This window comes from Embleya sp. NPDC055664 (assembly GCF_053618075.1).
Window position 1 is genome coordinate 230,806 of the sequence record NZ_JBSHGZ010000002.1, and the last position, 16,690, is coordinate 247,495.

At 69.8% G+C, this 16,690-nt stretch carries 16 protein-coding genes and 3 pseudogenes; 15 read left to right on the forward strand and 4 right to left on the reverse strand.

What is annotated here, in order from left to right; all coding sequences use genetic code 11:
• The first annotated feature begins 58 nt into the window (after positions 1 to 58).
• Positions 59 to 2,443 carry a glycoside hydrolase family 65 protein gene (locus tag ACWGR4_RS04130; protein ID WP_452128074.1) on the forward strand — a complete coding sequence of 795 codons (2,385 nt, stop codon included), beginning with the start codon at positions 59 to 61 and terminating at the stop codon, positions 2,441 to 2,443.
• Between the two features lie 15 nt (positions 2,444 to 2,458).
• Here ACWGR4_RS04130 and ACWGR4_RS04135 read toward each other — a convergent pair whose 3' ends face one another.
• Positions 2,459 to 2,800, reverse strand: a complete 342-nt coding sequence (locus tag ACWGR4_RS04135; protein WP_452128073.1) for an SHOCT domain-containing protein — start codon at positions 2,798 to 2,800, stop codon at positions 2,459 to 2,461.
• A 277-nt stretch (positions 2,801 to 3,077) separates the two neighbouring features.
• On the opposite strand from ACWGR4_RS04135, the gene ACWGR4_RS04140 reads away from it, so the two are divergent.
• Together ACWGR4_RS04140 and ACWGR4_RS04145 are read left to right on the forward strand one after the other, a co-directional pair.
• Positions 3,078 to 3,485 carry a CBS domain-containing protein gene (locus ACWGR4_RS04140; RefSeq protein ID WP_452128072.1) on the forward strand — a complete coding sequence of 136 codons (408 nt, stop codon included), beginning with the start codon at positions 3,078 to 3,080 and terminating at the stop codon, positions 3,483 to 3,485.
• Positions 3,486 to 3,601: 116 nt separating this feature from the next.
• On the forward strand, positions 3,602 to 3,790 hold the full coding sequence (locus ACWGR4_RS04145; protein ID WP_452134171.1) for a hypothetical protein: 189 nt from the start codon (positions 3,602 to 3,604) through the stop codon (positions 3,788 to 3,790).
• Between the two features lie 51 nt (positions 3,791 to 3,841).
• Here the strand turns inward: ACWGR4_RS04145 and ACWGR4_RS04150 are convergent, their stop codons facing one another.
• Positions 3,842 to 4,885, reverse strand: coding sequence for an Acg family FMN-binding oxidoreductase (locus ACWGR4_RS04150; RefSeq protein WP_452134172.1), 1,044 nt, complete (start codon positions 4,883 to 4,885; stop codon positions 3,842 to 3,844).
• Between the two features lie 315 nt (positions 4,886 to 5,200).
• On the opposite strand from ACWGR4_RS04150, the pseudogene ACWGR4_RS04155 reads away from it, so the two are divergent.
• From ACWGR4_RS04155 to ACWGR4_RS04170, 4 genes and pseudogenes are all read left to right on the forward strand, one after another.
• Positions 5,201 to 5,314, forward strand: a pseudogene (locus tag ACWGR4_RS04155) (CBS domain-containing protein); the annotation flags it as partial.
• Positions 5,315 to 5,505: 191 nt separating this feature from the next.
• Entirely contained in the window at positions 5,506 to 6,579 is a 1,074-nt protein-coding gene (locus tag ACWGR4_RS04160) for a zinc-dependent alcohol dehydrogenase family protein (RefSeq protein ID WP_452128070.1), read from the forward strand.
• Between the two features lie 63 nt (positions 6,580 to 6,642).
• Positions 6,643 to 7,062: a CBS domain-containing protein gene (locus ACWGR4_RS04165; protein ID WP_452128069.1), complete on the forward strand. Its 420-nt coding sequence runs from the start codon at positions 6,643 to 6,645 to the stop codon at positions 7,060 to 7,062.
• Positions 7,063 to 7,160: 98 nt separating this feature from the next.
• On the forward strand, positions 7,161 to 7,955 hold the full coding sequence (locus ACWGR4_RS04170; protein WP_452128068.1) for a potassium channel family protein: 795 nt from the start codon (positions 7,161 to 7,163) through the stop codon (positions 7,953 to 7,955).
• Positions 7,956 to 8,023: 68 nt separating this feature from the next.
• Here the strand turns inward: ACWGR4_RS04170 and ACWGR4_RS04175 are convergent, their stop codons facing one another.
• On the reverse strand, positions 8,024 to 8,512 hold the full coding sequence (locus ACWGR4_RS04175; RefSeq protein WP_452128067.1) for a hydrogenase maturation protease: 489 nt from the start codon (positions 8,510 to 8,512) through the stop codon (positions 8,024 to 8,026).
• A 161-nt stretch (positions 8,513 to 8,673) separates the two neighbouring features.
• Here ACWGR4_RS04175 and ACWGR4_RS04180 point away from each other — a divergent pair, with 161 nt between their 5' ends.
• The 6 genes and pseudogenes from ACWGR4_RS04180 to ACWGR4_RS04205 all read left to right on the forward strand — a co-directional run bounded on the left by ACWGR4_RS04180 (position 8,674) and on the right by ACWGR4_RS04205 (position 14,160).
• Entirely contained in the window at positions 8,674 to 9,819 is a 1,146-nt protein-coding gene (locus ACWGR4_RS04180) for a 4Fe-4S dicluster domain-containing protein (RefSeq protein ID WP_452128066.1), read from the forward strand.
• On the forward strand, positions 9,816 to 10,280 hold the full coding sequence (locus ACWGR4_RS04185) for a cyclic nucleotide-binding domain-containing protein (RefSeq protein ID WP_452128065.1): 465 nt from the start codon (positions 9,816 to 9,818) through the stop codon (positions 10,278 to 10,280). Before ACWGR4_RS04180 ends, ACWGR4_RS04185 begins: the two co-directional genes overlap by 4 nt.
• Positions 10,277 to 11,074, forward strand: a complete 798-nt coding sequence (locus tag ACWGR4_RS04190; protein ID WP_452128064.1) for an FAD/NAD(P)-binding protein — start codon at positions 10,277 to 10,279, stop codon at positions 11,072 to 11,074. The genes ACWGR4_RS04185 and ACWGR4_RS04190 overlap by 4 nt, the downstream gene beginning before the upstream one ends.
• 2 nt (positions 11,075 to 11,076) lie before the next feature.
• Complete coding sequence (locus tag ACWGR4_RS04195) at positions 11,077 to 11,883, forward strand: NADH-quinone oxidoreductase subunit B family protein (RefSeq protein WP_380005867.1); 807 nt, start codon at positions 11,077 to 11,079, stop codon at positions 11,881 to 11,883.
• Positions 11,880 to 13,260 (forward strand): annotated as a pseudogene (locus tag ACWGR4_RS04200) (Ni/Fe hydrogenase subunit alpha). Before ACWGR4_RS04195 ends, ACWGR4_RS04200 begins: the two are co-directional and overlap by 4 nt.
• A 420-nt stretch (positions 13,261 to 13,680) precedes the next feature.
• A complete protein-coding gene (locus tag ACWGR4_RS04205) occupies positions 13,681 to 14,160 on the forward strand; it encodes a hypothetical protein (protein WP_452128063.1) in 480 nt (159 codons plus the stop codon).
• 259 nt (positions 14,161 to 14,419) lie between these two features.
• Here ACWGR4_RS04205 and ACWGR4_RS04210 read toward each other — a convergent pair whose 3' ends face one another.
• On the reverse strand, positions 14,420 to 15,019 hold the full coding sequence (locus ACWGR4_RS04210; RefSeq protein WP_380005859.1) for a lytic polysaccharide monooxygenase auxiliary activity family 9 protein: 600 nt from the start codon (positions 15,017 to 15,019) through the stop codon (positions 14,420 to 14,422).
• Positions 15,020 to 15,360: 341 nt separating this feature from the next.
• Here ACWGR4_RS04210 and ACWGR4_RS04215 point away from each other — a divergent pair.
• Both ACWGR4_RS04215 and ACWGR4_RS04220 read left to right on the forward strand, forming a co-directional pair.
• Positions 15,361 to 15,435: pseudogene (locus tag ACWGR4_RS04215) on the forward strand (TetR/AcrR family transcriptional regulator); the annotation flags it as partial.
• 160 nt (positions 15,436 to 15,595) lie between these two features.
• Positions 15,596 to 16,681, forward strand: coding sequence for an NADH-quinone oxidoreductase subunit B family protein (locus tag ACWGR4_RS04220; protein WP_452128062.1), 1,086 nt, complete (start codon positions 15,596 to 15,598; stop codon positions 16,679 to 16,681).
• The last annotated feature ends 9 nt before the right edge of the window (positions 16,682 to 16,690 follow it).

The window sequence follows — 16,690 nt, forward strand, 5'->3', positions numbered from 1 at the left end:
AGCGGATATCGATCCGATGAGCAGACCCAGACGCCCACCCCCGCAGGATCCCTGGACTATGGCATTCCAAGGCTACGAAGCCCAAGACGAGGGCAGGAGAGAGGCGCTGTGCGCGGTCGGCAACGGCTATCTGGTGACCCGAGGGGCCGCGCCGGAGTCGCGTGCCGACGGGATCCACTACCCGGGCACCTATCTCGCCGGTCGCTACGATCGGGTGGTCTCGACGATCGACGGTTGTCGGGTGGAGAACGAGGATCTGATCAATTGCCCGAACTGGCTGCCGGTCACGTTCCGAGCCGGCGGCGCGACCGGATGGTTCGGTGAGGACCCCTCGACGCGGATCGTGTCCCAGCGCCTGGAACTCGACCTGCGCCGGGGAGTACTGACACGCGACGCGCTGATCGTCGACGCGGCCGGCCGGCGCACGCGCCTGCGGCAACGGCGATTCGCCAGTCTCGCCGAACCGCACATCGCGGCCCTGGAGACGGTGCTGACCCCGGAGAACTGGTCGGGCCCGCTGCACGTGCGCGCGGCGCTGGACGGCACCGTCGCCAACACCGGAGTCGCCCGCTACCGGGATCTGGTCGGCCGCCACCTGGCTCCGACCGGGCAGGGGCGCGAGAAGGAGGCCCTGTGGTTGTGTGTGCACGCCCTCGGATCCCCTCTGCACATCGCGGTGGCGGCGCGCGTCGGCCTCCGCCTCGACGGCGCGACCGTCGACGTCGAGTCCGAACCCGAGTCACTCCCCGGCCGACCGGGGCGGATCTTCACCGTCGAAGCCGTCGCACGGCAGTCACTGACCATGGACAAGACGGTGGCCGTATACACGTCCAAGGACCCGGCCGTCGGCGATCCACGGACCACAGCCCTGCGCGCGCTCTCGCGCACGGGCTCCTTCGACACCCTGTTGCGCGACCACGTCACCCGCTGGGAACAGCTGTGGCGCCGATTCCGCACCGAAGCGGAGTTCACCGACCGCGCCGGCGAGGACAACACCCTTCACCTGCACCTGTTTCACACCGCGCAGACCTACTCCGAACACACCGTCGACCTCGATGCCGGAATGCCGGCCCGCGGCTGGCACGGCGAGGGATATCGCGGACACGTCTTCTGGGACGAACTGTTCGTGCTGCAAACGCTCAACCTGCGTACGCCGCAGATCAGCCGCGCCGTGCTGCGATACCGGTACCGGCGCCTGGACGCCGCCAGACAGGCCGCCGCGGACATCGGCGTGCGCGGGGCCATGTACCCGTGGCAGAGCGCCGCCGACGGCACCGAGCAGGCCCCGAGCACACACCTCAACCCGATGTCCGGACGGTGGCTCCCCGATCGCACACACCTGCAACGCCACGTCGGTCTGGCTGTCGCCTACAACACGTGGCAGTACTACCAGGCCACCGGCGACATCGACTTCCTCGACACGTCCGGTGCGGAAATGTTGCTGGAGATCGCCCGCTTCTGGGCAAACACCGCCCGGTACGACCCCGCCTTGGAGCGCTACCGGATCCGCGGCGTGATGGGTCCCGACGAGTATCACGACGCCTACCCGTGGGCCGACCACCCCGGCATCGACGACAACACCTACACGAACGTGCTCGCGGCATGGGTGCTGTCCCGCGCGCTCGACGCGCTCGACGCGCTGCCCGGCTACCGACGCGACGAGTTGACCGAACGCCTCGACCTGACCCACGACGAATTCGACCGATGGCGGACGGTCGCCCGTCGACTCTTCGTCCCCTTCCACGACGGCGTGCCCAGTCAATTCGCCGGATACGAGCGCCTCGCCGAACTGGACTGGCCGCGCTACCGCCGGCGATACCCGAACAATCGACGCCTGGACCGCATTCTGGAGGCCGAGGGCGACAGCGTGAACCGCTACAAGGCGTCCAAACAGGCCGACGTGCTGATGCTCTACTACCTGTTCCCCGCCCGGGAGATTCGCGGACTGTTGCGAAGCCTCGGTTATCCGGCGGCGTACGAGATGACGCAGCGCACCGTCGAGTACTACCGGGCCCGCACCGTGCACGGATCGACGCTCAGTTCGGTGGTGCACGCGTGGGTGCTGGCCCGCACCGATCGCCGGCGATCGTGGCGTTTCTTTCGCGACGCCCTGGGCGGTGACGTCCACGACGTCCAAGGGGGAACCACAGCCGAAGGCATCCACCTCGGCGCCATGGCCGGGACGGTCGACCTGATGCAACGCTGCTACACCGGGCTGGACACGCGTGGTGACGTACTGTGGCTCGATCCTCGCCTCCCCGCCCGCTTGCGTCGACTGGAGGTCGAACTGCGCTACCGGGGGCACTGGGGCGTGGTGGTCGAGGTCGACGGGCGGGAAGTGACCGTGAGCCTGCGCCCGGGACAGGGTGGTCCGGTCCCGATCGGGTTCCGCGGCGCGGTGGTCGAGATCCCGCCCGGTGGTAGCCGTACGTTCACTCTCTGAAACACGCACGCGGCGTCAGCCGCCCCATGTGTCCGAGTCGCCCCGGCCACGACCCTTGCTTCCACCCGGCGTGTGCGAGCCGGTGGTCAGGACCGCCATGCGCTCGCGGTACTCCTCGGTGTCGATCTCGCCTCGGGCGTAGCGCTGAGCCAATACCTCGGTCGCCGACGGACCGGCCGGCTCCGAGGGTCCGCGGCCGTGTGTGGCGCCGCGTGCCAGGAACCACACCACCGCGACGATCGCCGCGATCAGGAGCAGCATCATCACCGACCCCCACACCCAGTTCCAGCCGTCGTCCTCGTACATGTGTCCCACGTGGCGTGCGGGCGCCACCGCCAGGGTCGAAAGCGCTTCCATCGCCCTCACCTTCCTCGGATGCCGAACCGGCTTCCGTGTTCATGGTGCGTCGAATGTTCGACCAGCACCGGAGCCGACCGGCCCACCCGACAGGGCCGATCGACCCTTACGAGGAGGTATCGCCGCGTCGGACGCTGGGGGCGTGGACGAGGCGGATCCACCCCACGCCGAGGGGACGCCCCGGGCGGACGGATCGACGGAGAGCGATGTGAACTCCGCAAGGACGCAGACGACGGAACCGAAGCGGGTCTTGACGCAACACGATTCGATTCCCAGGGTGAGCGACGTCATGAGCGCGCCGGTCGCGTACGTGTCCCTCACGGACACCCCGCGCAGAGCCCGCGAGTTGATGCTCGCGCTCGGACTGCGCCATCTCGTTGTGATCGATCCGGGCAACGGCGAGGCCGTGGGGGTGCTCCGTGACCGGGACCTCGCCGAACCGCGGGCGATGCACCGCTGCCGGCATCTGGGATGGGGCCCCCGTAGCGTCACCGAGCTCCTACGGCGGTGCGTGCCGATCGTGCGACCGGAGATCGACGCGCTCACGGCCGTCGAACGCATGCTCGACGCGGGCGTCGACGCACTGATCGTCTCCGGTCGATCCCGACTGCCGCTCGGTATCGTCACCAACCACGACCTGGTACGTGTCCTGACTCGGATCCACGACGAGGGCGCGGCGGGATAACCGCGGGGGCGGGGTTGATCGCGGATCTACGTGCGTACCCGGCGCGCGGTTCCTGTTCCGTCCGCCCCGGGGCTACCGTGGAGAGGGTCGCGGCCTATCTCATGGATCCGAACCGAGTGCGTGACGCCTCCCGTTCGCCCACCGAAATCCTGGACGAGGCTGCGGAGCGGATGAACGAATCCGCCGTCGCGCGCACCCCGACCATCCTCGGAACGGGCCACGGCGACGGGCGCCCACGAGCACGCACCGCCACCCGCACGGCCGCCGGGGTCGCCTACGACACCGAGGCCGGGGCCGTGCCGTAGTCGGCGTTGCGCATGACGTGGTCGGCACGCCCATCAGAGGTTCCACGCCGATCAGGTCCGGGCCGTGTCCGTTCCCGTAACCGTTGCGTTCGGGGTCTTCGTGCCGGCGTCGTCCGCGGCCGGCCGTAGAGTCTCCGTCAGGGGTCGGCGAGGGGTTGGGGCTCCGGGAGGCCCGTACCCCATCCGCAGCACCATCTGGACATGACCGGGGCCGGTCCGCGGGTCGCGCAGGGTGGCACGGGTGTCCGGCCATTCGACGGCCTGGTGCAGGACCGACATACGCAAGCCGTGGACGGTCGCCAGCAGCCATACCCGCTCCATGGCCTGCCCCGCGCGCAGCCAGTCTTCCGGACGGTCGAAGCGTGTGGTCAGGGTGGCCACCTGGGGCAGTGCCTCGAAGCGCTGCGTGGAGGTGGGAAAGGCGGGCGGGTGCCCGGTGAAGGCGCGCACCGGCACCCGGGCGTCGTGGTCCTGTGGGCCCAGGGCCGCACGCGGGATGCCGTCGGTGGTGAGTTCCTCGAGGCGCAGCCATGTGCGGGTTTCCGCCTGCCGGGCGAGGTCCGCGGCCGTGCGTCGTTCGGCCTCGGCCGTCAGGTTCAGCACGCGGCGGGCGTCGGCCTCCTCCAGCACGTCCAGGACCACGCCTTCCGCCGCGGCGGCGGTGATGAGTTCACCGACGACGCGCTCCGGCACGTCACGGTTGGCGAATGGCAGTCGGCTGGAGTGCCGGTCACCGATCGCCGGGTAGAGATCCGGACCGTACGGCTGCGAGTCGTGGGTGAATCGACTCAGATCGAGTACGGCCGCCGCAGGCGGTTTGACCCCCTCGGGCAGCAGCGTCACGTGCGGATCCCGGCCCAGTCGTCCGGCGGCGACGCGCATGTTGAAAACGGCCGCGCCGACCGAGATGTACAGGGCCCGACCATCGGGATCGGTGAGCGGAACGGCACGCGTCTTGTCCGCGTACACGGTGATCCCGCGATCGTCTTTCGTGGCTCGGAAGTACCACGGTTGGCTGTTGTGAAGTGAGGGTGCCGCGCCGCCCGCGGCAGCCAGATGCCGCATATCCGCGGGACTCAGGGATGCGTTTGCCATATCGATCTCTCCCCACGGCCCATCGGTGCGGCCGTATGCCGGGAACGGCGCGTCGGGGCCGCCTCCGCGGGGCCGGCGCCGGATATGACCAGTTTCGGGGATTCGGCCCGGGGGCCACAGGGCCGGACGTCCCCGAAGGACCCGGGTCATGAGTCCCATGCGCGACCCGGTGCGGCGAGAAGCGGCCGACCCGATGTGCCGCGTCGAGCCGCCGCTCGGTCGGCCCGGGCCGTTCGGCCCTGTGCGAGCACGAGTCGTCGGCGCATTCTGGGGTTGGCGGCCGGCGAAAGCCCTGCCGCCGCCGTGAACTCGGAAAGTCGAATCCCCATCATCGAACGACTGTGCCACAGCGTCGACGGCGTGGTCTCGGTACACGAGCACATCGCCTACCGCACCGACGACACCCACGATTGGTCCGGCGCCATGTGACACCTTCGAATCCGGCGCTCCTACCGCTCCGCTTGAGCGGGACCGCGATGAACGACGGCACGGCACGGGGTCGCCGACAGGACCTTCGGCCCGGGCGTACGGCACCATCGGCCCTGTGCTCCATGGTCCGCCGCCCACGACGCTGGAAGACGAAGGCACACGCTCGACCATCCCGCATGGGGGCGAGACTCATGAGCACCGATACCTCCGCGCGTGGGCGCCCCGGGCGATCATGGGTGGTGACGCGCCCCGGGCCGATCGACACCCATCCCCTCGAACTCGTCGAACACGAGCGCGCGGAGCCGGGCCCGGGGGAGATCCTGGTGCGGGTGGAGGCGTGCGGCGTGTGCCGTACGGACCTGCACCTCGCGGAGGGCGACCTGGCGCCGCACCGGGCGAACACCGTCCCCGGGCACGAAGTGGTGGGCGTCGTGGAGTCCGTCGGCACGCATGCGACACGCTTCGTCCCCGGTGACCGCGTCGGCATCGCCTGGCTTCGCCACACCTGTGGGAAATGCCGCCACTGCCGACGCGGCGCCGAGAACCTGTGCCCCGATTCGACGTACACCGGTTGGGACGCGGACGGCGGGTTCGCCGACGTCGCCTCGGTGCCGGAGGACTACGCGTACGCGCTGCCCGCCGATCGTGACGCCGAACACCTGGCGCCGCTGCTGTGCGCGGGCATCATCGGCTACCGGGCCCTGCGGCGCGCCGACCTTCCACCCGGTGGCAGGCTCGGCATCTACGGTTTCGGCGCGTCGGCCCACCTCGCCGCACAGATCGCCCTGGCGCGGGGCGCGTCCGTCCATGTCATGACCCGCTCCGCACAGGCCCGCCGACTGGCCCTGGAACTCGGCGCCGCCACCGCCGGCGACACCTACGACTCCCCACCCGAACCGCTGGACTCGGCCATCGTTTTCGCCCCCGTCGGCGACATCGTGCCGGCCGCCTTGGCGGCACTCGACGCTTCCGGAACCGTGGCGGTGGCGGGCATACACCTGACCGACATTCCGCCGCTGAACTACCAGCGGCATCTGTTTCGGGAACGTAATCTGCGCTGCGTCACCGCGAACACCCGCGACGACGGCGTCGAGTTCCTACGCCTGGCGAGGGAGATCGACCTACACGTGACGACCACCCCCTACCCCATGGGCCGCGCGGACCGCGCGCTCGCCGATCTCGCCGCGGATCGAGTGCACGGCGCGGCGGTCCTGATCGCCGATCGACCCGGAGAATCTCGTACAACCTCGAATCCGAGCAGGTGAATCATGTCCACGACACACGTTCATCCAGGGCGAGCGACGCCTGTTCCGGCGGTTCGTGAGGTGATGCACGGCCCCGTTGTCGCCGTCGCCGGCCAGGACACCCTGTGGCAGGCCATGGATCGTATGCTCACGGCCCATCTGCGCCACGTGGCCGTCGTCGACGAGGGCCACGCCGTGGGTTTGCTCAGTGACCGCGACCTCGCGTCGGTGTGGGCTCTCGACCCCCTGGGACTCAAGCACCGCGCGGCAAGGGACGTGCTCGGATCCGAACCCTGTCTCGTCGCCCCCGACATCGACGTGATCAGCGCGAGCGAGCGACTTCTGGGAGCCGGCGTCGACGCCCTCCTGGTGGTGGACGAGACGACTCGCCCCGTGGGCGTACTGACCGATCACGACCTGCTCGACGTACTGGTGGACCTGTACGGGAAGCGCGACGATCACGGGGAGCGTGGCCCTCGTCATCCGAATATGCTTCCCGATTGACCTTCGGGTGCGACGGGCCTGCCGATCTCGCGAGAGGCCCGCGCCGTCGTCTAGCATGCGGGAGAGCGACCCTCGGTCGGTCCGGCGATGTCCCTACCGTGACGGAGTTCGTGATGCGGGGCCCGAGCGGAGACCAGGAGACCACGGCATATCAGCGGTGGGAGAGCGCGATAACCCCGTGGCTGACTCTCCTGGCGGCCGTTTCGTTGACCACGTTCGTCCTGAGTGAGGCGTTGCAGGCCCGCGAGCGCCCGGTGCTGTGGATCGAGTACGGGGTGTGGGCGGCCTTCCTGACCGACTACCTCGTCAGGCTCGGACTCAGCCGGGACCGCTGGAGGTTCGTGCGCGCCCACCCGCTGGATCTTGCCGCGGTCGCGATGCCCGCGACGCGGGTGTTGCGCCTGATCGCGGTGATCGGTCGGGTCGGGGCTGTCGCCCGCAGCGGGCGCACCGGCCGCCTGTTGGCGAGCACGGTCGTGTTGGTCCTCACGATCCTGGTCGCCGGCGCCGCCGCCGTCCTGGAGCCGGAACGCCGTGCCTCGGACGCGAACATCACGGGTTACCCGGACGCTCTGTGGTGGGCGATCAGCACGATCACCACCGTCGGGTACGGCGATCTGCACCCGGTTACCACCGAGGGTCGCATGGTCGGTGCGGTGCTGATGGTGGTGGGCATCGGCATGATGGGCGTGGTCACCGCGACCATCGCCACGCGGTTGATCCTCCCCGAGCAACAGGCCGAGGAACGCCTCGAATACGCGCGCCTGGACAAACGCCTGCAGGCCATGGAGGAGCAACTGCGCCGCCTGAACGATCATTTGGGCGCCCATCCTGGGCCCGATTCCGTCGTCGACGTCCCCGCCCGACAGCCCGACCGCCCCTCCGCGCAGTGAAGGCAAGGATCGAACCGCCCGTCGGTTCCCCGCGCGTGCGGAGGGTTCGGGCCTTGCCGAAGAATCCCTTAGTCGGCACATGAGCCGATTTCTCGCGAGATTCGCCGTGCGAGGGGTTCCACCGCCGCAGCCACGGCCCCGGTCATGCCGTTCCCCGGGCCGGTGTCGGCGCTCTCGACCGCATAGACGACCAAACGCCCGGGCAGGCGGTCCAACGCGCGGGCTAGTTCGACGGCTTCTCCGAGGCCGAGGCCGTGGGAACTCGTCGTATCGCCGGACGGGGGCAACCGCTCCGCGTCGAGTACCAGGCGGTGCACACGCCCCGGCCGTCCGGGGTGGGCGTGGGCCGCGTCGACCACGACGGCGAGATCGACGTCGTCCCACAACGCGATCAGCCGAGCGGGATCGCCGTCGCACGTGCGCAAGGCGACACCGGCCGGCAGCGGGGACGTGGCGGCCTGCTCGGCCAAGCGGGCCACGACCGCCCATCCCACGCCGTCATCGCGCCGATACTCGTTGCCGACACCGATGACGACGATTCGTACGCTCACGTCCATGACACCTCCCCTCCCCACCACACCCTCCGGACGGTCGGTTCGGGCCCGAACGAGGTAACGATTGGCCCACCTGGACCAGGAATGATTGCGACAGGTCACGGAAGTGACACACATCGTGACGATACTGATGCGGGATCGGATTGCGATGCGGAGGTCGGCGAATGATGCGGTGCGACGACGCGGTGATCGACAAGGACGGTCTGGACGCCCTGATCACCATCCTCGCCCGCCGGGGGCGCACCGTCATCGGGCCGACCGTCCGCGACGGCGCGATCACCCTCGCCGAAGTCTCCGGCGGCACGGACCTGCCCTACGGCTGGGGAGTGGAACTGGAAGCCGGACGCTATCGACTCGTCGCGCGCGAGGACGGCGCCGTGTTCGCGCACAGCGCGGGCCCACAGTCGTGGAAGACGTTCCTGCATCCGCCGCGGGTACGGGAGTGGAGCGCCGACCGCACCGCCGACGGCGGCATGGTGGTGACGCCCGACGACACCCCGGCGCCGGTGTACGCGTTCCTCGGCGTGCGTCCCTGCGACCTGCGAGCCATCGCTGTTCAGGACCGGGTTCTGACCGGCGGCCGATACAGCGACTCGGCCTACCGCCGCCGCCGGGACCGCGTGTTCCTGGTGGCGGTGGAGTGCACCGAGCCGGGGGCCACCTGCTTCTGCGTGTCGATGGGGTCCGGCCCCGCCGTGGAACAGGGCTACGACCTCGCGCTCACCGAAGTGCTCGACGCCGACGGCCACCGCTTCCTGGTCCGGGCCGCAAGCGGGGAAGGAGCGGCGGTCCTCGCCGAACTGCCCGGCCGCGTCGCCGACTCCGCCACCCGCTCCGCCGCCCGGGAGCGGGTCGCCGATGCGGCCGACCGCATGGGTCGAACGATGCCACTCGTCGACCTGCGCACACTGATGCGCGAGACCCTGGACGCCGAGCGCTGGGACGACGTGACGGCCCGTTGCCTGACCTGCGGCAACTGCACGATGGTGTGCCCGACCTGCTTCTGCACCACCGTCGAGGACGTCACCGACCTCACCGGCGACCACGCCGAACGATGGCGACACTGGGAGTCCTGCTTCGACCGGGACTTCACCCATCTTTCGACCGGCCCGGTCCGCGACTCCGCACGCAGCCGATACCGGCAGTGGGCCACCCACAAACTCGGCACCTGGCACGACCAGTTCGGCAGCTCCGGTTGCGTTGGATGCGGTCGCTGCATCGTGTGGTGCCCCACCGGCATCGACATCACGGAAGAGGCCCACGCACTGCATCGGGAACGCGAGCAGGGCCGGGGACGGGAAGTGGGATGAGCGTGGCCCGGTACGGCTTCCTCGGCGCCCTCGCGCCCCCGCACCGCGAGCGGTTGCTCGCCTTCGCGCGGGAGGTGCGCTTCCCCGCCGAGACCCGCGTCTTCGAGGAGGCAGGCCCCGCCGACCGATTCTGGCTCGTCCGCTCGGGACTGGTCGCGCTGGACATCCACGTCCCGGGCCGCCGCGCAACCGTCGTGGAGACCCTGGGGCAAGGCGAACTGCTGGGCTGGTCCTGGTTGTTCGAGCCCTACCGATGGCACCTCGGCGCGCGGTGCCGCGCCGGCGTCACCGCGTACGAGTTCGACGCCGAGCCGATCCGTGCCGCCTGCGAGGAGGACACCGACTTCGGACTCGCGCTCACGCACGGCGTCGCCGAGGTCATCGCACGCCGACTGAAGGCGACTCGCACCCGCCTGCTGGACCTGTACGGACCTCCCGGCAGCGGCGGCGCGACACCATGACCACGCCCGTCCCGTACCGCGTGGTGGCGCGCCGGGTCGATACGCCGGACACCGCGACGATCGCCCTGGAACCCGTCGGAGCGGCCCTTCCGCCCTTCGCCCCCGGCCAGTTCGCCATGGTGTACGCCTTCGGCGTCGGCGACATCCCCCTGTCGGCCTGCGGCATCGACGGCCCACGCCTGACGCACACCGTCCGCGCCGTCGGAGCCGTCTCCGGCACGCTGCACGGCATGCGCGTCGGCCAAACCGTCGGGGTGCGCGGCCCCTTCGGCACCGGGTGGGACCTGTGCGAAGCCGAAGGACGCGACCTCCTCGTGGTGGCCGGGGGTATCGGCCTGGCGCCGCTGCGCCCCCTCGTACTGGCCGCACTCGCCGCACCCGAACGCCACGGACACCTGAACGTACTCGTCGGGGGACGGACACCCGGCGAACTGCTCTATCCCGACGAGCCCTGGCAGACCGCGGCCCGGGTCCGCGTCACCGTCGACCGCGCCGGCCCCGAGTGGACGAAAGACGTCGGCCTGGTCACGACGCTGATCGACCGGGCCGAATTCGATCCGCCGCGGACGGCGGCGTTCGTCTGCGGGCCCGAACCGATGATCCGGGCCACCGCCGCCGACCTCATGCACCGCGGCGTCGCCCAGGACCGGATCCGGGTCTCGCTGGAGCGCACGATGCACTGCGGCACCGGACACTGCGGCCACTGCCAACTCGGTCCCTTGCTGCTCTGCCGCGACGGCCCCGTCGTCGACTGGATCCATGCCGAACCTCTGCTCGCGGTCCGGGAGTTGTGACGATGCCCGACAACGACACGCCGGGTGGCGGCCATCCGCGCCCAAAACTCGCCGTATGGAAGTTCGCCTCCTGCGACGGCTGCCAACTCACCCTGCTGGACTGCGAGGACGAACTCCTCGGCATCGCCGCGCACGTCGACATCTCACACTTCCTCGAAGCGTCCAGTGCCGTCGCGCCCGGACCCTACGACCTGTCCCTGGTCGAGGGATCGGTGACCACCGAGCAGGACATCGAGCGGATCCGGCACGTGCGAGCCGTCTCACGCCGCCTGGTGACGATCGGCGCCTGCGCGACCGCCGGCGGCGTCCAGGCCCTGCGCAACTACGCCGACGTCGCCGAATTCCAGGCCGTCGTCTACGCCCGACCGGACTACGTCGCCACCCTGGCCACCTCCACCCCCATCGCCGCCCACGTCCCCGTCGACTTCGAGTTGCGTGGTTGCCCCATCGACCGCGGCCAGTTGTTGGAAGTCATCACCGCCCACCTGGCCGGCCGCACGCCCGGTGTACCGCGACACAGCGTCTGCTTCGAGTGCAAGCAGCGCGGCACGACCTGTGTGACCGTGGCTCACGGCACCCCCTGTCTCGGTCCGGTCACCCACGCCGGATGCGGCGCGCTGTGCCCCACGTTCGGGCGCGGCTGCTACGGCTGCTTCGGCCCCTCCGACTCCACCAATTTCCCCGCCTTCATTCCGCTGCTTCGACGCGACGGCATGGACACCCTCGACGTGGTGCGTGTGCTGCGCACCTTCAACACCGCCGCCGAGGAATTCGACGCGGCCTCCCGCGAGGAGGAAGAGTCCCGGTGACCCATCGCGGCTCGCGTGTGCTGCACGTCGGTTCACTCACCCGAGTGGAGGGCGAGAGCGCGCTGCACCTGGACCTGCACGGCGACCGGGTCGTCGAAGCCCGGTTGGCCATCTACGAACCCCCACGCTTCTTCGAGGCGTTCTTGCGCGGACGCTCCTACACCGAGCCACCCGACATCACCTCCCGAGTCTGCGGGATCTGCCCCGTCGCCTATCAGTCGAGTGCCTGCCGCGCGGTCGAGGACGCCTGCGGTGTCGTGGTGGACGGACAACTCGCCGCTCTGCGACGCCTGCTCTACTGCGGCGAGTGGATCGAGAGCCAGACGCTGCACATCCACCTGCTCCACGCCCCCGACTTCCTCGGCCGCGACAGCGCCATCGACCTGGCCCGCACCCATCGCGCCGACGTCGAACGCGGCCTGCGGCTCAAACAGGCCGGGAACGCGATCCTCGAACTGCTCGGCGGCCGGGCGATCCACCCCGTCAACGTCCGCCTCGGCGGCTTCCACCGCGTCCCGTTCCCGGCCGAACTACGACCCCTGGCACAGACGTTGCGCCGAGTCCGGGACGACGCCGCGCAGACGGTGCGCTGGGTGGCCGGCTTCGAGTTCCCCGACGCCGGCTGCGACCACGACCTCCTCGCCCTGGCGCAACCCGGCAGCTACGCCATCGAGGTCGGCACGCCGACGCTCATGCCGGCCCCGCACACCGCCGGCCTGCGCCCGGACAGCGACCGGGCACTGCCCACGCGCACATTCGCCGTTTCCGCGTTCGACGACCACGTCGTCGAACACCCGGTGCCTCACTCCACGGCGCTGCACTCGCGGCTCGACGGACGTCGCCACCTGACCGGTTCACTCGCCCGCTACGCCATCAGCGGGCGTTGGCTGTCCCCGCTCGCGCTCCAAGCCGCCCTGGAGGCGGGACTCGGCGACCCCCGACAGGGCACGGTCTGCCGAAATCCCTACCGCAGCATCATCGTTCGCGCCGTCGAGGTGCTCTACGCCGTCGACGAGGCACTGCGCCTGATCGAATCCTACGAAACCCCCTCCGCGTGCCGCCGTCGACGTACCACCGCGAGCCGGCACGGGCCACGGCGCCACCGAAGCGCCACGCGGCCTGCTCTACCACCGCTACACCCTCGACGCACAAGGGACCATCACCGATGCCTCTTTGGTCCCACCCACCGCGCAGAACCAGGGGGCGATCGAAGAGGACCTGCGCCGCCAGGTCCAGGACCGACTGGCCGGCGGCGACGCGACCGACGCCGCGCTGACCACCCTGTGCGAACGGGTCATCCGCAACCACGACCCGTGCATCTCCTGCTCCGCCCATTTCCTCGACCTGACCGTCGACAGGACCGGCACCGCCCTTTGACGGCACGCACTGCGGCGAACGGGGGAGTCCGGGGCCACGTCGCGGCATGGGTCTGTACGCGTCGTGGGCCGAGGGTGCGGATGCGGGGCCTACTCGGGTGCACTTGAGTACGCGTACTCTGCTGCGCGCCGTGCGGCGCTCCTAGATTTCGACTCGAAGTCGACGAGAGCACGACGTCGACGCGACCTCGGGAGAGACATGCTGCGGGCGGGAATCGGACGTCGGAACATATTCGCTGCGGTCGTCGTGACCACGGCGGCGCTGACGCTCGTCACCGGATGTGGGCGCGCGGACGCGGGAGCACGGGATGCCGCAGCGCCGGGCGGCGCGGGCGAGGTGTCGCCGGCGCCGACCGGTACGGGCGAGGGGGCGCGGCCGGACGGCGACGCCTCGAGCGGCGGCGATACAACGGGCGCCAGGGTGAACGACACGAAGGCGCGGTTGAGTTACGTACTGCCCCCCGGATGGACGGTCATGACCGAGAACCCCGCGGGCGTGCTGACCTCCGGCGCGAGAGTGGGCAGGCAGTGGCAACCATCGGACGGCACGGGCAGGCCCGCCGACGCGGCGTACGTCCATGTGGGCACGATCGGCAGGGAAGTACTCCCGGCGTTCGGCGGCACTCGGAACACGGCCAAGACCTTCACCAACATCATCGTCTGCCCGGACGAGTACCAGGGCAGATTCCTCGCGGACACCGAGGCCACCCGGGTCGACGGCCACGACGCCTGGTACTCCGAGGGCGAGTGCGTCCTCCCGGGCACCGATCGGCCGCCCCTGCGCACCCGCGTCACCTTCATCGACACCGGCGGCGACGCCGTTCTCTTCACGGACAGCGCGAGCTCGCCCGCACGACGGGACGAGATCGCCATGATCACCAAAAGCCTGCGGATCCAATAGACCAACGCCGTTGCAACCCGCGCGAGGAGCTGAAGTCGGTCACCGACACGGGCGGCGACACCCGGACGTACACCTACGACTTCCTCGGCCGCATCATCGGCACCACCGACGCCCGCGGCCCATCGGCACCCGCACGACGGTCCCCACCGCAGAGGGAAAACTCGCCGGGATCTACGACGATCGGGCCGGCCCGAGCGAGCCGCATGGATCCGGCGGCGTGCCCCTGGGTCGCGCCGCCGGACCCGTGGTCACGCCGACGTCAGAACTTGACGTCCGAGCACGAGTAGAACGCGTTGTTGGTGTCCGCCACGTCCCAGACGGCGAAGACCACCGCGCGGCCGGTGCGTCCGGCCGGCAGCGTGCCGGTGTGCGAGGTGAGTGCGGCCGGCAGCGCACCCTGGTAGGGCACCGTCAGGAACGGCGTGCTCTCCAGCTGAGCGCGGGTGATGGGTGTGGTGGGGTCCCAACTCGGCTTGGTGATGTAGTACCGGAAGGAACTGGTCGAGTGGCGCGCCGTGATCTTCCAGTTGAAGGTTGTGGAAGCGCCCGAAGTCACGGTCGTGGCAGGCCAGTTGCCGCCGCGCGGGTCGTCGAGCGGAGACCAGCGACCGTCGGCGCCGGCGCACAGCTTGCCGTCGGCCGGGCCACGCGACGGGTAACCCTTGGGGCCCTCGACGCTCATCGGCTCCCACTGGATCTGGCCGCAGTTCCTGACCGTGCCGTTTCCGCACAGCGCGGAGCGGCTGGCCGGGCCGGTGACGAACCCGTGGGACGCGGCGGGACTCGCCAGCATCAGCGGGGCGGCGACAGCGGATGCCGCCAGCGTCGACACGGTCGACACGATGGTCCTCTTGCGCATGGAGCTCTCCTCGTGGATGAAGACATGCGGAGACGATCGAACCGCTCGGGCACCGACAGGAGCGGTGACGGGGACGTCGCACGGTGTCCGAGCATGATGTGCCGGGGACGTACGCCCTCAAGGTAGAAGGACCGGATCCCCCTGGGCAATGGTCTGGACCATTCTCGTTTGGGAGAGTCGCGGTGAACCGGTTCGCGTGACGTTCGAAAGACGATATTTGCAGGAAAATGGCTGCTTTGCCCTATTGGCATCGTGTCCTGTATAGAGCGTCGTATATGGAACGTGCACCCCGGAACGCCCAGGGCCTCGCACGGCATTCTCGCCGGGCGTGACGGCTCCCCGTGATCGTCGAGAACGGCTACGCCGCCGGCACGACCAACCGCATCGCCGAACACGCCCGGATCTCCATCGGATCACGCCCGCACCCATCGGCCCTCTCCGGATCGGCGCCGTCGCGGGGCGGACGCGGCGCGACTCGTCCGAACGGACCGGATGTGAGGCGCGTTGCGTGTCGGACTGATAGGAAGATCCGAGAGTCCGTTATATCGGACAAGTAACCTTTGAGGAGGTGTCCTCATGCGCGCCACGTCCGAAAACCCCACAGGGCACTCGACCGCCGCCACGCCGGTCGAGGAACCGTCCCCGATCCATATCCTCTGGATCAACGCCGGCCTCAGCTGCGACGGCGACTCCGTGGCGCTGACCGCCGCGATGCAACCGTCGATCGAGGAGATCGTCACCGGCGCGCTGCCCGGATTGCCGCCGATCGCCGTGCACTGGCCGCTGATCGACTTCGAGTGCGGACCGGTCCAGGGCGCGGACACCTTCATCGAGTGGTTCTTCAAGGCCGAACGGGGCGAACTCGACCCGTTCGTGCTGGTGGTCGAGGGATCCATCCCGAACGAGTCGATCAAGACCGAGGGATACTGGAGCGGGTTCGGCGACGATCCGGCCACCGGCCAGCCGATCACCACCAGCGAATGGCTGGACCGGCTCGCGCCCAAGGCCACCGGCGTCGTGGCGATCGGCACCTGCGCCACGTACGGCGGAATCCACGCGATGGCCGGCAACCCCACCGGTGCGATGGGCGTTCCCGACTACCTGGGCTGGGACTGGAAGTCCAAGGCGGGTCTGCCGATCGTGTGTGTGCCCGGGTGCCCGATCCAGCCGGACAACTTCGCCGAGACGCTGACCTACCTGCTCTACCAACTCGCCGGGTCCGCGCCGATGATCCCACTGGACGACAAGCTGCGCCCGACCTGGCTGTTCGGCGCCACCGTGCACGAGGGCTGCGACCGCGGTGGCTACTACGAGCAGGGTCAGTTCGCCCACGAGTACGGCTCGCCGCTGTGCCTGGTGAAGCTCGGCTGCTGGGGCCCGGTCGTCAAGTGCAACGTGCCCAAGCGCGGCTGGATCAACGGCGTCGGCGGTTGCCCGAACGTCGGCGGAATCTGCATCGCGTGCACGATGCCGGGCTTCCCGGACAAGTTCATGCCGTTCATGGACGAACCGCCCGGCGGCAAGATCTCCTCGACCACCAGCGGTGCGTACGGCGTGGTGATCCGCAAGCTGCGCTCGATCACCGCGAAGACCGTGGACAGGGAACCCAAGTGGCGCCACAGCGGGCGCGCGCTGACCACCGGCTACCGCCCGCCCTGGTGAGCGGATCGC

What these genes read in the sequence shown, in the direction of transcription:
- ACWGR4_RS04130 (WP_452128074.1), top strand. Translation starts at nt 59, where the DNA reads ATGGCATTCCAAGGCTACGAAGCCCAAGACGAGGGCAGGAGAGAGGCG.
- ACWGR4_RS04165 (WP_452128069.1), top strand. Translation starts at nt 6,643, where the DNA reads ATGCACGGCCCCGTTGTCGCCGTCGCCGGCCAGGACACCCTGTGGCAG.
- ACWGR4_RS04180 (WP_452128066.1), top strand. Translation starts at nt 8,674, where the DNA reads ATGATGCGGTGCGACGACGCGGTGATCGACAAGGACGGTCTGGACGCC.
- ACWGR4_RS04190 (WP_452128064.1), top strand. Translation starts at nt 10,277, where the DNA reads ATGACCACGCCCGTCCCGTACCGCGTGGTGGCGCGCCGGGTCGATACG.
- ACWGR4_RS04195 (WP_380005867.1), top strand. Translation starts at nt 11,077, where the DNA reads ATGCCCGACAACGACACGCCGGGTGGCGGCCATCCGCGCCCAAAACTC.
- ACWGR4_RS04160 (WP_452128070.1), top strand. Translation starts at nt 5,506, where the DNA reads ATGAGCACCGATACCTCCGCGCGTGGGCGCCCCGGGCGATCATGGGTG.
- ACWGR4_RS04175 (WP_452128067.1), bottom strand. Translation starts at nt 8,512, where the DNA reads ATGGACGTGAGCGTACGAATCGTCGTCATCGGTGTCGGCAACGAGTAT.
- ACWGR4_RS04150 (WP_452134172.1), bottom strand. Translation starts at nt 4,885, where the DNA reads ATGGCAAACGCATCCCTGAGTCCCGCGGATATGCGGCATCTGGCTGCC.
- ACWGR4_RS04135 (WP_452128073.1), bottom strand. Translation starts at nt 2,800, where the DNA reads ATGGAAGCGCTTTCGACCCTGGCGGTGGCGCCCGCACGCCACGTGGGA.
- ACWGR4_RS04185 (WP_452128065.1), top strand. Translation starts at nt 9,816, where the DNA reads ATGAGCGTGGCCCGGTACGGCTTCCTCGGCGCCCTCGCGCCCCCGCAC.
- ACWGR4_RS04210 (WP_380005859.1), bottom strand. Translation starts at nt 15,019, where the DNA reads ATGCGCAAGAGGACCATCGTGTCGACCGTGTCGACGCTGGCGGCATCC.
- ACWGR4_RS04220 (WP_452128062.1), top strand. Translation starts at nt 15,596, where the DNA reads ATGCGCGCCACGTCCGAAAACCCCACAGGGCACTCGACCGCCGCCACG.